General features: G+C 71.7%; 11 protein-coding genes. 4 read left to right on the forward strand and 7 right to left on the reverse strand.

Annotation, left to right across the window (positions count from 1 at the left end):
• Positions 1 to 4 precede the first annotated feature (4 nt).
• Genes OG219_RS39750 through OG219_RS39760 form a run of 3 tightly spaced genes read right to left on the reverse strand, consistent with a single transcriptional unit; the run spans position 5 to position 3,266 of the window.
• Positions 5 to 1,231, reverse strand: coding sequence for a serine hydrolase (locus OG219_RS39750; protein ID WP_266834998.1), 1,227 nt, complete (start codon positions 1,229 to 1,231; stop codon positions 5 to 7).
• A 56-nt stretch (positions 1,232 to 1,287) separates the two neighbouring features.
• On the reverse strand, positions 1,288 to 2,688 hold the full coding sequence (locus OG219_RS39755) for an MFS transporter (RefSeq protein ID WP_266835000.1): 1,401 nt from the start codon (positions 2,686 to 2,688) through the stop codon (positions 1,288 to 1,290).
• Complete coding sequence (locus tag OG219_RS39760) at positions 2,685 to 3,266, reverse strand: TetR/AcrR family transcriptional regulator (protein ID WP_266835002.1); 582 nt, start codon at positions 3,264 to 3,266, stop codon at positions 2,685 to 2,687. The genes OG219_RS39755 and OG219_RS39760 overlap by 4 nt, the downstream gene beginning before the upstream one ends.
• A 75-nt stretch (positions 3,267 to 3,341) precedes the next feature.
• On the opposite strand from OG219_RS39760, the gene OG219_RS39765 reads away from it, so the two are divergent.
• The gene (locus tag OG219_RS39765) at positions 3,342 to 3,776 is read left to right on the forward strand and encodes a PPOX class F420-dependent oxidoreductase (RefSeq protein WP_266835004.1); all 435 of its coding nucleotides are present in this window, start codon (positions 3,342 to 3,344) and stop codon (positions 3,774 to 3,776) included.
• On the opposite strand, the gene OG219_RS39770 is transcribed toward OG219_RS39765, so the two are convergent.
• Positions 3,735 to 4,763 (reverse strand): NAD(P)-dependent oxidoreductase, encoded by a 1,029-nt coding sequence (locus OG219_RS39770; protein ID WP_266836392.1) that lies wholly within the window; start codon positions 4,761 to 4,763, stop codon positions 3,735 to 3,737. The genes OG219_RS39765 and OG219_RS39770 overlap by 42 nt on opposite strands.
• A gap of 35 nt (positions 4,764 to 4,798) precedes the next feature.
• On the opposite strand from OG219_RS39770, the gene OG219_RS39775 reads away from it, so the two are divergent.
• A complete protein-coding gene (locus tag OG219_RS39775; RefSeq protein ID WP_266835006.1) occupies positions 4,799 to 5,410 on the forward strand; it encodes a TetR/AcrR family transcriptional regulator in 612 nt (203 codons plus the stop codon).
• A gap of 173 nt (positions 5,411 to 5,583) precedes the next feature.
• Complete coding sequence (locus OG219_RS39780) at positions 5,584 to 7,698, forward strand: tetratricopeptide repeat protein (RefSeq protein ID WP_266835008.1); 2,115 nt, start codon at positions 5,584 to 5,586, stop codon at positions 7,696 to 7,698.
• On the opposite strand, the gene OG219_RS39785 is transcribed toward OG219_RS39780, so the two are convergent.
• The 3 genes from OG219_RS39785 to OG219_RS39795 form a co-directional block, all read right to left on the reverse strand.
• A complete protein-coding gene (locus tag OG219_RS39785) occupies positions 7,673 to 9,427 on the reverse strand; it encodes a hypothetical protein (protein ID WP_266835010.1) in 1,755 nt (584 codons plus the stop codon). The genes OG219_RS39780 and OG219_RS39785 overlap by 26 nt on opposite strands.
• A 178-nt stretch (positions 9,428 to 9,605) precedes the next feature.
• Entirely contained in the window at positions 9,606 to 10,958 is a 1,353-nt protein-coding gene (locus tag OG219_RS39790; protein WP_266835012.1) for an MFS transporter, read from the reverse strand.
• A gap of 251 nt (positions 10,959 to 11,209) precedes the next feature.
• Entirely contained in the window at positions 11,210 to 11,875 is a 666-nt protein-coding gene (locus OG219_RS39795) for a TetR/AcrR family transcriptional regulator (RefSeq protein WP_266835014.1), read from the reverse strand.
• Positions 11,876 to 12,028: 153 nt separating this feature from the next.
• Here OG219_RS39795 and OG219_RS39800 point away from each other — a divergent pair, with 153 nt between their 5' ends.
• Positions 12,029 to 12,904 (forward strand): shikimate dehydrogenase, encoded by an 876-nt coding sequence (locus OG219_RS39800; RefSeq protein ID WP_266835016.1) that lies wholly within the window; start codon positions 12,029 to 12,031, stop codon positions 12,902 to 12,904.
• Positions 12,905 to 13,014: the final 110 nt, after the last annotated feature.

Below are 13,014 nucleotides of genomic sequence, written 5' to 3' on the forward strand. Positions count from 1 at the left end.
GGGGTCAGTCGAGGATCGCCTCGTGCACCAGCCGCTTCAGCTCGCGGAAGACCGAGTGGGAGGAGGTGGGGCGGACCTGGGTCAGGAACTGCACGGTCAGGTCGTTGGCCGGGTCGATCCAGAACGTCGTACCGGCCACTCCGCTCCAGCCGTACGCTCCCTGCCCCGCCGGGGACTGGGTGATCTCCGGGTCCACCACGACGGAGACGCCGAGGCCGAAGCCGAGGCCCGCGTTGCCGGGCTCCTGGTGGACCGGGCTGCCGAAGGTGCGGCGGTCGGCGTTGCCGGGGAGGTGGTTGGACGCCATCAGGTCCACGGTCCCGGGCTTCAGCAGGCGGGTGCCGTCGAGTGTCCCGCGCAGGCGGAGCAGTTCCATGAAGCGGTGGTAGTCGTGGGCGGTGGCCACCATGCCGCCGCTCCCGGACACGCAGCGGGGGCGGCCGTGCAGGGGCAGCCCGGCGATCGGGGTGATCCCGCCCTCGTCGTCCTCGCCGTACAACTCGGCCAGCCGGCCGTCCTGCTCGTCCGTGACGCAGAATCCGGCGTCCTTCATACCGAGCGGTGCGAAGATCCGCTCGGCCAGGAACTCGTCGAGGTCCTGGCCGGAGACCACCTCGATGACGCGGCTGAGGACATTGGTGGCGACCGAGTAGTTCCACTGGGTGCCCGGCTCGAACTGGAGCGGCAGCCCGGCGTACGCCTCGCAGGTCTCGGCCAGATCCGCGCCCGTCGGCACGGACGACTCAAGACCGGCGTCCCGGTACAGCGCGTCCACGGGATGCGAGTGGTAGAAGCCGAAGGTCAGGCCCGCTGTCTGCGTCAACAGGTGCCGGATCAGGATGGGTTGTGCGGCCGGGCGGGTCCTGGTGTCCGCGCCGGATCCGTCCACGTACACCAGGGGGTCGGCGAAGGCCGGGAGGAAGTCGCCGACGGGGTCGTCGAGCCGGAGGCGGCCCTCTTCGAGGAGCATCAGCGCGGCGACCGAGGTGACCGGTTTGGTCATCGAGTACATCCGCCACACGGTGTCGGTCTCGACGGGGAGCCCGGCCGCCCGGTCACGGCAGCCGTAGGCGGTGAGATGGGCGACGCGGCCGTGCCGGGACACGGACACGAGGTACCCGGGGAGTCTTCCGTCGTCGACGAGGTGGTTGAAATGCTGATCGAGGCGGGCCAGCGCCTTCGGATCGAGGCCGGCCTCGCGCGGCTCGGCCTCCTGTCGCAGGTGTCCCATGGTTCTCCTCCGGGCTGCGGCTCTTGGACCAACTCGCCTCATGGTCTCGTACGGATTCATGAACCGTCGCCTGCCCCGTACTTGTTGATGGACTCCTGACCAATGCGCCCCGAGGATCCCGGTGACCCCGGTAGCCTCAGCGCGAGCACGACGCCGAGCGCGGACACGGCCCCGAGTGCCGTCAGCGGTGGGCCCATGGCGACACCGGTCCCGAGGGCCATCAGCAGGGTCGCGGTCGCGACGCCGAGCGTCGGTCCCACATTCATCGCCGTCTGCTGGAGTCCGCCCGTGACACCGGCCGACTCCGCCGAGGCCTGTCGTACCAGAACGGCCGTCGCGGTCACCATCACCGTCCCGAAACCGGCGCCGAGCAGCAGGAACCCGCCGCCGATCGACACGGCCGTCGAGGCCCGGTCGAGCCGGGAGAGCAGCAGGACACCCGAAGTCAGGGCGATCATCCCGCCCAGCGTCGTCCGGCGCGCACCCTGCCGGCGCAGCAGCACGGCCGCGACCGGCGCGCCCACCACCATCATCACGGCCCCGGGCAGCGCCCGCAGACTGGTCTGCAACGGGTCCAGGTCCAGGACCTCCTGGAGGTAGTAGCTGCCGACGAACAACGAGCCCAGCATCGCCGCCGACCCGGCCACCAGAATGCCGAGCGCCGCGCCGACGGTCGCGGAGCCGAGCACGTCGTAGGGCACCAACGGGCTCGCGGTGCGGCGCTCGTGACGTACGAAGGCGGCTCCCGCGGCCATGACCACTGCCAGACCGAGCGTGGACGCAGTCGTCCAGCCGGTCTCCGGTATCCCGACCAGCGTGTGCACCAGACTCACCAGCGCGACCGCTAGCAGACAGGCCCCCGGCACGTCGAGCCCGCCCGAGGCCGCCCTGCTCCGGGCCGGGCCCCGGACGGTGAGCGCCAGTACGCCCATGACCAGCGCGGGCACGACGTTGAGGAAGAAGACGGCGCGCCAGCCCAGAGCGGTCACCAGCGCCCCGCCGACCACCGGACCGGCCGCGGCCGCGAGCCCGATGGCACTCGTGCGCAGCGCGATGGGCATCCCGAGCCGGTCGGCGGGGTACGCGGCGCGCAGCATCCCCAGCGTGGCGGGTTGCAGCAGCGCGCCGAACACGCCCTGCGCGACCCGCAGTCCGATCACCCAGCCGATCCCGGGCGCGAAACCGATCCCCGCCGAGGTCGCGCCGAACCCCAGGATCCCCACGGCGAAGACCTGTTGGTGCCCGTAGCGGTCGCCGAGCCGGCCCGCGAACACCAACAGGCTCGCGACCGCGATGAGATATCCGGTGCTCGTCCACTGGACCTGCGCGAACGTGGCGTGCAGATCGCGTTGCAGGGTGGGCTGCGCGACGGTGAGCACGGTTCCGTCCAGGGCGACCGCCACGGCACCGGTGACACTGCTCGCGAGCGTGAGCCGACGATGGAAGCGTGAGTTCATCGGGGCTCGGGCCCCAGGTGCGCGTCCAGCGCCGCATGCAGCAGGGGTACGAAGTCATCGGTGCCCGTGGTGAGTTGGAGGCTGCCGAAGCTCCACAGCTGGGCGATTCCGTGCAGGTTCGCCCACAAGGCGCCCGCGACGACCTGCGCGTCGGCCTCGGGCCGTACCTGCCCGACCAGTTCCACCAGTGCGCCGAACAGCGGCAGACTCGTCTCGCGGAGTCCGAGCCGGCCGCTCTCCAGCAGATCGTGACGGAACATCAGCTCGTACATTCCGCGGTTGGTCAGCGCGAAGTCCAGGTAGACCCGTCCCAGCGTCGTGAGCTGGGCGCGGGGAGACGAGGCCTCGCCCGCGACCGACTCCGCCGCCCGGGCTCCGAGGTCGGTGAAACCCCGGCGCGCGATGGCGGACAGCAACTCCAGGTGTGTGGGGAAATAGCGGCGGGGGGCTCCGTGGGAGACCCCGGCCCGCCGGGCGATCTCACGCAGGGTCAGGGCCTGGGCGCCTTCGGCGGACACGAGTTCGACCCCGGTCTCGATCAGGCGGGCGCGCAGCCCTGCCTCTTGCTCGCTGTTCATAGACACTGTCTACCAAGGTTGAGTAGACAGTGTCTACCAGGAATGCCCGGCGCTGCCCGAAGCGTTGACCAAGCCATGACTCAGGATGCGACGCAGGACGCACTGCTCAAGCTGCTCTCCGAGTACAAGGGCGGGGTGCTGGTCACCCTCAAGAAGGACGGCCGGCCCCAACTGTCGAACGTCAGCCATGCCTACGACCCCGACGAACGCATCATCCGGATCTCACTCACCGACGACCGCGCCAAGACCCGCAATCTGCGCCGGGACGCACGGGCCTCGTACCACGTGACCAGCGAGAACCGGAGGGCGTACACGGTCGCCGAGGGCACGGCGGATCTGACGCCCGTCGCCTCGGACCCGCACGACGAGACCGTCGAGGAACTCATCCGGTACTACCGGGACGTGCTGGGCGAGCACCCCGACTGGGACGACTACCGCGCCGCCATGGTCCGCGACCGCCGTCTCGTACTACGGCTCCACGTCGAGCGCGCGTACGGCATTCCCGGCTGACGCTTCCCCGTCCTGCCCGTCGGTGCGGGCCTCGATCGCGTGGAGCACGGCGGCCATGTCGGACCCGCCGTGCCCCAGCGCCACGGTCTCCTCGAAGAGGGCGTGGCAGACGTCCAGCAACGGGGAGGCCAGGCCGGACTTCCTGGCCGCCTCGGCGATCAACTCGTTGTTCACCAGGACGTTGCGGACCGCGGCCTGCACGGCGAAGTCACGCTCCAGCAGCTTCGGGGCCTTCATGCGGGACACGGCACTGGACATCGGCCCGGCGCCCAGCACTTCCAGGAACAGCTTCCGGTCGAGGCCCTGCCGGTCGGCGAAGTGGAACGCCTCGCTGAGGCCGGTCACCAGGGTGATCAGGAACAGATTCACCGAGAGCTTCATCAGCAGGGCGTTCGGCACCGGCCCGCAGTCGAACGTCTCGTGACACATCGGCCCGAGCAGTGGGCGCACTTCCCCGACGGCCGCGGGGTCCCCGGCGAGCATCGCCACCAGCTGCCCGGCCTCGGCCGGGACCCGCGATCCGGAGACGGGGGCCTCGGCGTACCGGCCGCCCGCCTCGCGGATGTCGGCCTCCAGTTCACGCGAGTACTCCGGCGACGTCGTCCCCATGTGGACGACGGTGTGTCCGGCAACGTGCGTGGCGAAGTCGGGGGTGCCCCGTCCCAGAGCTTCGTCGATCGCGGTTCCGTCCGCCAGCATCAGGAACACGACGCGTGCACGCTCGAAGACCTCGGCGGGACGGGACGCCACCTCGACGCCGGCCGCGCGCAGTGGCTCGGCTCTGGCAGCCGTGCGGTTCCAGACGAGGAGGGCGGTTCCGGCCCGCGCCAGATTGAGTGCCATGGGCTGTCCCATGGTTCCGAGGCCGATGAAACCCACGTGCATGCCGCACCGCCGTCTCTGGCCGGCGAGTGCGCCGGGCCACCCCCACTGATGACCATGACAGCTGTCATAGTAGCCAGATCTATGACGGCTGTCATACTGGATTCGTGATGCACGGCAGGCAGGGCGGGAGGCCGACGATGACGCGTTCCGAGCGGGGCCCGCGCGAGCGGATGGTGTTCAGCGCGGCGCAGCTCATCCGGCGCGACGGGGTCACCGCGACAGGCATGCGCGAGGTCGCCGTGCACGCCGGGGCCCCGCGCGGCTCCCTCCAGCACTACTTCCCGGGCGGCAAGGAGCAGCTGGTCAACGAGGCCGTCGACTGGGCGGGGCGCTACGCGGGCAAGCGCGTCGCCCGCTTCCTCGCCGAGCTGCCGGAGCCGACGCCGAGCGGTCTGTTCGCGGCGATGGTGCGGCAGTGGACCGAGGAGTTCCGGACAGCCGGATACACCTCGGGCTGCCCCGTCGCGGCGGCGACCGTGGACTGCGCGGAGTCCACCGAATCCACGAGAGCCGCTGCCGCCGCCGCGTTCGCCCGCTGGAACCGCCCGGTCGCCGAGGCGCTGACGGACCTGGGCGTACCGCACGACAGGGCCGAGCCGCTCGCCACCCTCATGATCAGCGCGCTGGAGGGAGCGCTCCTCATCGCCAGAACCGAGCGGGACGTACGCGCTCTGACGACTGTGTCCCGGGAGCTTGGCCCACTCCTGGACGGGGCGCGAACGACGAACCAGGCGCCGCCGGAGCGGTAGGGGGCACTCGCGCCGCTCCGCACGGGGAGTTTCCTGCCGTCAACTGGGCTTCTGGAAAGGGCCGGTTGTGTCGTCGTGGCGCTTCGCATGCCGCGTAAGGTCGAACCCGACATCGGTGTGAGGTGCGGGACGCCCTGCTGGGCGCGGGTGCGGGAAGCGGGGAGTGCGGGGGCATGCTGGATCCCATCTCGTTGGCGGCCATCTCGGCGGTGCTCGGAACCGTCGGATCGGGAATGGCCAACGAAGCGGGCAGATGGGCCTGGGAGTCGACCGGGGGACTGGTACGCCGGATCGCGGGCCGGGAGGTCGCGGCGCCGACGAACGCCGAACAGCTGACCCAAGTCGCTCAGTTGGTGCACGAGCGCGTGCAGGGCGATCAACAACTCGCCTGCGCCTGGACCCTGTTCGCGCAGGGTGTACGGATGCCCGGTGCCGGATCCCGGCCAGAACATCCCCGGCTGCCCCCGTCCACCAGGTACTTCACGGACCGTCAGAAGGCGTTGAAACTCCTCGACAAGGAGGCCTCACGGGCGTTCGACGGCAGCCCCCGCGTGGCACTCCTGCACGGCAGGGAGGGCATGGGCACCAGCACGCTGGCCGTGCACTGGGGCTGGCGCCAGGCGGACCGTTTCCCGGACGGCCAGCTCTACGCCGACCTGCGAGGCCCCGGCGCGACCGACGCGGGGGCGCTCCTGAGTTCACTGCTGCGCCAACTCGGCCTGCCCGACGAGGAGATACCGCCCTCCACGGCGGACCGCGTCGACCGCTTCGGGCACCACCTGGCCGACCGGCGCCTGCTGCTGGTGCTCGACCACGCCCAGTCCGCCGCGCAGATCCGCCCGCTGCTCACCCCGGCGCCCGGCGTCTTCACGGTCGTCGTCACCCGTCGCCCGTTCCCTGGCATCGACGCCCTGCCGGTCCAGGTCGACCCCCTGGCCCGGCGCGACGCGTTACGACTGCTCACCGACCTGGCCGGCAAGCCCGCGATCAGCGCGGCCAAGGCCACGCTGCCCGCCGTACTGGAGCGCTGCGGCGGCTCGCCGTACGCCCTCCGCGCGGCAGCGCCCCGTCTCTCCGAACCCCCAGCGGCGGAGCCGCCGGTCACCGTCAGCGATCCGGTGCGCGCAGCGGCCGAGGACTCCTACCGCCTCCTTCGCCCCGAAGCGGCCCGGCTCTACCGGCTGACCGGCCTCCGCGACTGGCCCGCCTTCGACGCCGCGGCCGCGGCGCGAGCCGCGGACATCGAGGAGACCGAGGCGGCCCCGCTCCTGGAGGAACTCGCCGACACGCTGCTCCTGGAGCGCACCGGCGCCGGCCGCTACCACTACCGTCCCGTCGTCCGCGCGCACGCGGAAGCCGCGGCGGCCGCCACCGACGGCATCGCCGTCTGCTCCGCCGCCGTGTCCCGGACCGTCGAGGGGTATCTGCACCTGGCGGTCGGCGCCGCGCAGGCGGCACTCCCGGAGAGCTGGCGGGTCCCCTCCGGCACCTCCCCGCTCCGGTACGGGGACCGGGGTGAGGCCCTGGCCGCGCTCGCCACCGAGTCACGCAATCTCGTCCAAGCGGTGTACGCCGCCGAGGAGTTCCGCGACTGGGACACGGTCGCGAGGCTCTGCCGGGCGCTGTGGCCGCTCCAGCTCAAGGCAGGCCACCACGACGTCCTCCTGCCCGCCCTCCGGATCGGCGCGCGCACGGCCGACGCCCATTCCCCCGGCACCCGGACGGCCGGATCGCTGCACGCCCAACTCGCCCACACGCTCACCGAGTTGCGCCGCTGGGACGAGGCCGAGCCCGAGGCGCTCGCCGCGGCGCGGGACGAGCACGCGGCCGGTCACGCACGCGGACACGCCTCCGCCGTCGAGTTCCTCGGGCTGCTGCGACTGCGCCAGTGGCGCTGGCAGGAGGCGTACGACTCCTTCGAGGAGGCAGCCGCCGTCCTCGACGGCATCGGCCCCGACGACGAGGGCGCGGGTGATCTGCCGCGCGCCCGCGCCCTGTTGGAACGCCACCGTGGGCGCGCCCTGCGCGGACTGGGATGCCGTGACGAGGCGAGGGAGCGGCTGGAGCGCGCGCTGCGGTTCTTCCGGGAGAGCGGCGAGGCGTACAACACGGCACGCGCACTCACCGACCTCGCCGAAACCAGCCTGGACGGCGGCGAGTTCGCGCAGGCGCTGCCACTGATCGACGAGGCCGTCGCGGCCCTGGCGAAGGAGAACGCGGCCTATCAGCTCGCGCATCTTCGGTCGCTGCGCGAGCGGTGCGTCAGTGCTGCCGGTCCTCAGGAGTGATCCGTACGCGGTGAACCGCCGGGCCGGTGCGCACGGTCAGGCCCTGGGCGGCCAGTTCGTCCAGCGACTTGCCCGCCGCCAGCCAGGCGTGCAGGGCGGAGGCGTACGCGGCCGGATCGGCGTCCGCCGCCGACGGCTCGCCGGTCAGCCGGAGCGAGTCCCCGGCGCGGGTGCGGACGGTGCAGTCGCCCGGCCCCGTGACGAAGGCGGCGAGCGCGCACCCCGGGAGACGGACGAGCACCTCGCGGGTCCACTCCGCAGGGGAGCCGAACCGCGGATCGGCCGCCGACCCGTACCGGAACACGACGTCCGCGAGGGCGAGTTGGCCGGGGTCGCGGGTGTCCTCGTGCACGGCCGTGTGCGCCTCGCCGGCCCCCTCCGGCTCGGTGCGGGGATCGGCATGGCGTACGACCGAGACCTCGCCCGAACCGAGAAGCCGCGTCAGGACGCGCAGCGGCGCGGTGCGTGACGGAGGCTCGTACGGCGGGAGCGGGAGCGGTTCGAGGAGCGCCGGCCGGTCGGGTTCCGGAATGCCGATGATCTCGTAGAAGAGGCGGCGCAGCCGGGCCGCCGATTCGCCCGGCACGGAACTGGCGAACCCGGCGGGATCCGGCAGTGGGCGGTGAGCGGCGAGCAGCGACTCCACCTGGGGGAGCAGCGCGGCTCGCGCGTCGAGCCGTGGAGCCTTCCGTACGAAGTCGTACACCGGCGCGTCCGGATCGAGGCCGTCCAGGGGTGCGGCGCCGAGGAGCACGGGCGTGCCGAGCGCGGCGGCGTAATAGGTGACCGAGCCGTGGTCGCCGATCACGGCGTCCGCCGCGAGCAGGGCCTGGCGCCAGCCCTCCAGCGGGTCGACGAGCGTCAGTCCCGCGCGCCGGGCCCGGTCGAGCCAGGCACGGATCTGGCCGGGGCCGTGACCGTGCCAGATGTTGGGGTGGAGCACGGCCGCGAGACGGTACTCGTCGGCCGGCAACTCCGCGGTCAGCCGGGGCAGCAGGGACGGGAGTACGTCATCTCCGCCGCCGTCCCCGAAGAGCGACTCCGGGTTCCAGGTGGAGTTGAGCAGGATCAGCCGCTGGCCGGTGCGTGCACCGAGGGCGCGGCGGAAGCGTTCGCGGTAGGGCCGGGCCGCCAGCATGCGGTCGAAGCAGGGGTCCCCGGCGAGCACGGCCGTGGGCGCCGCCTCGGGACAGGCGACGCGCAGCCTCTCGTACTGCTCCGGATGCGACAGCACGAGCGCGTCGGCGATCGGCTCCCCGTCCTCGCCCAGCAGCCATTCGCGGGACATCCCGAAGACGGGCAAGAGCGAGGGCTCTCGGCGTCCGGTATCCGGTATCCGGTATCCGGTATCCGGTATCGCCAGCCTCTTAGTGTAGCCAATCCCATGGGACAAGACGGTCAACTTGCCGGAAAATGCCTGGAGTTGGCCGCCGAAGCTCGCGGAGATCACCAGTGACACAGGGGTCTCCACCGCCTGCTCCCAGGGCAGTACCGGCACGGCGGTGTCGGCGAGCAGCTCGGCGACCCCCGACCGGAACGCGGACGACCCCGTGCACGTGACCAGCAACTGCACCCGGAAGTCGTCGTGGAACAGGGGGAGGACGTCCAGGAGCCGTGTGGCGGAGGTGACGTTGTGCACGACGAGCAGCACTCGGCGGCCCTGCCCGCGCGTGGCCCACCGGGCCGCGTCGTCCCCGACCGGCACCCGTATCCACCCGTCCCGTCCCACGCTCCCGCGCCGCCCCTCGTGCCCGTCGGCCCAGCTCACAGCGGGGCGCCACTCGTGTGATCGGGCAACGGTAGTCGACCGGAGTTCCATCGTGGCCGGAGGGACTCCGGGGCACACGCCCGAGTCCCCGAACGCCTGCCGGGCGCCGGGGACTTGGGGGGAGGGGGAGAAGCGCGGCTCAGGCCGCGACCTTCTCCCGTCCCGCGGGCTCATGGACCGGGCGCTCGCCGAGCTGCTCGGTCGGCACCTTGTGGGTCTCGCGGGCGGTGAGTGCGGCGATGACCGGCAGGACGCACAGGGCCGCGGTGAACAGGGCGACGGACGACCAGTCGTCGCCGTCCGGGCCCGCGATCTGCGCGGCGAAGGTGACGGCGAATCCGGCGACGGCGAAGCCGATCTGGGTGCCGATCGCCATGCCGGAGAGCCGGACTCGGGTGGAGAACATCTCGCCGTAGAAGGACGGCCAGACTCCGTTGGCCGCGCTGTAGACGATGCCGAAGGTGACGATGCCGAGCACCAGGATCAGCGGGTAGGAGCCCGTGGAGATGGCCCACAGGTAGACGAACATCATGATCGCGCTGCCTGCGGCGCCGGCCAGGAAGACCGGACGGCGGCCGATGCGGTCGGAGAGCTTGGCCCACAGCGGGATCGCGCCGAGGGCGGCCAGGTTGGCGAGCGCGCCCACCCACAGCATCTGCGAACGGGACAGGCCCACCGAGTCACTCGTCCCGTACGCCAGCGCCCACACCGTGAAGATCGTGCTGACCGAGGCGATGAGAGCGGCCGCGACGACCCGCAGGACGTCCGCCCAGTGCTCGCGGAACAGGATGGCGAGGGGAAGCCTGGCGACGCCCTCGGTGGCGGCCTGCTGGGTGAAGGCCGGGGTCTCCTGGAGGGTGCGGCGGATGACGAAACCGACGACGGCGACGGCGACGCTGGCCCAGAACGGGATGCGCCAGCCCCACGAGAGCAGCTGCTCGTCGGGCAGCGCGGCGACCGGGAGGAAGACCAGGGTCGCGAGGAGCTGGCCGCCCTGGGTGCCGCTGAGGGTGAAGCTGGTGAAGAAGCCGCGCCGGTCCGGTGGCGCGTGTTCCAGCGTCATCGAGTTGGCGCTGGCCTGCTCGCCGGCGGCGGAGATCCCCTGGAGGACGCGGCAGAGGACGAGCAGGACCGGGGCGAGGCCGCCGACCTGGTCGCGGGTCGGCAGGCAGCCGATGAGGAAGGTCGACAGACCCATCAGGATCAGCGTGAAGACCATGATCTTCTTGCGGCCCACCCGGTCACCGAAGTGGCCGAGGAACAGCGCGCCGATCGGACGGGCCGCGTACGCGACACCGAACGTGGCCAGCGAGAGGAGGGTCGCGGTGGCCGGGTCCGACTCGTCGAAGAAGACCTTGGGGAAGATCAGGGCGGCGGCGCTGCCGTAGATAAAGAAGTCGTAGTACTCCAGGGCGCTGCCGATCCAGGCGGCCATGGCGGCTTTCCTGGGCTGGCCGGGTGGCGCGTCGAGCGGGGCGGCGGGGACGGACACGGCGTGCTCCTTCGGGGGAACTCCGGGGACGGGAGTGGCGGCGGGGGAGAGGTGCCGGGGCCCTGGGGTGGCGGGTCGGCCGTGCCGGGTGCGCGTCTGCTGGACTGCTGGGCGCCCCGGCTAATTAACCCACTGGATAGTTAGTAGCGGATGGCTACGGATGTTGCGCGCACGTTTCCCGGGTGTCAAGAGGTCACGTCGAACGATCTTCCCCGGATGGGGTCGGAGGCTGGTCCGGGTCACGGGCTCTCTCAGTCCGCCGAGCGGTCCGCCGTGAGGTAGGCGATGACCATGTCGCCGAGCATCGTCCGGTAGTGCTCCCGCTGGTCGGGGGCGACCAGGTCACGACCGAAGAGGGCGCCGAAGGTGTGCCGGTTGGAGACCCGGAAGAAGCAGAACGAGCTGATCATCGCGTGCAGGTCCACGGCGTCCACGTCGGCCGTGAACAGGCCCGACTTGCGTCCGGCCGCCAGGATGCGGCCGGTCACGTCGAGCGCGGGCGAGCCGATCCTGCCGAGTTCCTCGGAGGCCGCGATGTGCTCGGCCTCGTGGATGTTCTCGATGCTCACCAGGCGGATGAAGTCGGGATGCGCCTCGTGGTGGTCGAAGGTGAGCTCGGCGAGCCGACGGATGGCCGCGACCGGGTCCAGGTGCTCGACGTCCAGCTCCCGTTCGGCCTGCCGGATCACGGAGTACGCGCGCTCCAGAACGGCCGTGAACAGCTGCTCCTTGCCGCCGAAGTAGTAGTAGATCATCCGCTTCGTGGTGCGGGTGCGGGCGGCGATCTCGTCGACCCGGGCACCGTCGTAACCGGCCCGCGCGAACTCCACGGTCGCCACGTCGAGAATCTCGGCCTTGGTGCGGGCGGCGTCACGGGTGCGCCCGTTGGGTCGTGCCGGTTCTTCGACGCTGGTCATCGGGTTCCTTCGGGCGAGGGGCCAGTGTCCGCGATTGTAGAAGCAGGGTCCGACGGCGGGCGCCTCAATGCCGGCCCCTTCCCATCCGGCGGACGGCTTGATATGACTAACGAACCAGTTCGTACATTAGCTAGCCGCTCCCGGAGGCCCGCCGTGCCCCAGAACTCCTATCTCGTCGGCCTCATCGGATCCGGAATCGGCCCCTCGCTCACCCCCGCGCTGCATGAACGGGAGGCCGACCGGCAGGGCCTGCGTTATCTGTACCGGCTGATCGACATCGACCGGCTCGGCGTCGGCCCGGAGGCGGTGGGCGACCTCGTGCGCGCCGGCCGCGACCTCGGCTTCGACGGCCTGAACATCACCCACCCCTGCAAGCAGCTGGTCATCCCCCACCTCGATGAACTCGCCCCGCAGGCCGAGGCGCTCGGCGCGGTCAACACCGTCGTCTTCGAGGGTGGGCGCGCGATCGGGCACAACACGGACGTCACCGGGTTCGCGGCGTCCTTCGCGCGCGGGCTGCCCGATGTTCCGCTGGAGCGGGTCGTGCAGCTGGGTGCGGGCGGGGCGGGGGTTGCCGTCGCGCACGCCGTCCTCACTCTGGGGGCGGGGCATGTCACCGTCGTCGATCCGATGCCCGAGCGTGCGTCGGGGCTTGCCGCCTCGCTGAACCGGCATTTCGGTGAGGGGCGGGCCGGCGCCGCTTCGCCGGACTCGCTCGGGGGGCTGCTTGCCCGCGCCGACGGTGTTGTGCACGCCACGCCCACCGGGATGGCCGCGCATCCCGGGCTGCCGTTTGCCGCCTCGCTGTTGCATCCCGGGTTGTGGGTTGCTGAGGTTGTCTACCGGCCGTTGGAGACCGAGTTGTTGCGTGCGGCTCGGGCGCTGGGTTGCGCGACTCTTGACGGGGGTGGGATGGCCGTCTTCCAGGCCGTGGATGCCTTTCGGTTGTTCACCGGGCTGGAACCCGACAGCGGGCGGATGCTCGCGGACATCGCCGAACTGGCCGGTGCTGCCGGTGCCCGGAGCTGAGGGCGCCTCGTGGGCGGGGTGGCTGTGGTGACGCCGGCGGGTGCGGGCCGGTGGGGGTTTCTCGCGCAGTTCCCCGCGCCCCTATCGGGGCCGTGTCCCTGACAGAGCCG

This window comes from Streptomyces sp. NBC_00038, from assembly GCF_026343635.1.
Classification (GTDB): Bacteria; Actinomycetota; Actinomycetes; order Streptomycetales; family Streptomycetaceae; genus Streptomyces.

What these genes read in the sequence shown, in the direction of transcription:
- OG219_RS39750 (WP_266834998.1), bottom strand. Translation starts at nt 1,231, where the DNA reads ATGGGACACCTGCGACAGGAGGCCGAGCCGCGCGAGGCCGGCCTCGAT.
- OG219_RS39755 (WP_266835000.1), bottom strand. Translation starts at nt 2,688, where the DNA reads ATGAACTCACGCTTCCATCGTCGGCTCACGCTCGCGAGCAGTGTCACC.
- OG219_RS39760 (WP_266835002.1), bottom strand. Translation starts at nt 3,266, where the DNA reads ATGAACAGCGAGCAAGAGGCAGGGCTGCGCGCCCGCCTGATCGAGACC.
- OG219_RS39765 (WP_266835004.1), top strand. Translation starts at nt 3,342, where the DNA reads ATGACTCAGGATGCGACGCAGGACGCACTGCTCAAGCTGCTCTCCGAG.
- OG219_RS39775 (WP_266835006.1), top strand. Translation starts at nt 4,799, where the DNA reads ATGACGCGTTCCGAGCGGGGCCCGCGCGAGCGGATGGTGTTCAGCGCG.
- OG219_RS39780 (WP_266835008.1), top strand. Translation starts at nt 5,584, where the DNA reads ATGCTGGATCCCATCTCGTTGGCGGCCATCTCGGCGGTGCTCGGAACC.
- OG219_RS39795 (WP_266835014.1), bottom strand. Translation starts at nt 11,875, where the DNA reads ATGACCAGCGTCGAAGAACCGGCACGACCCAACGGGCGCACCCGTGAC.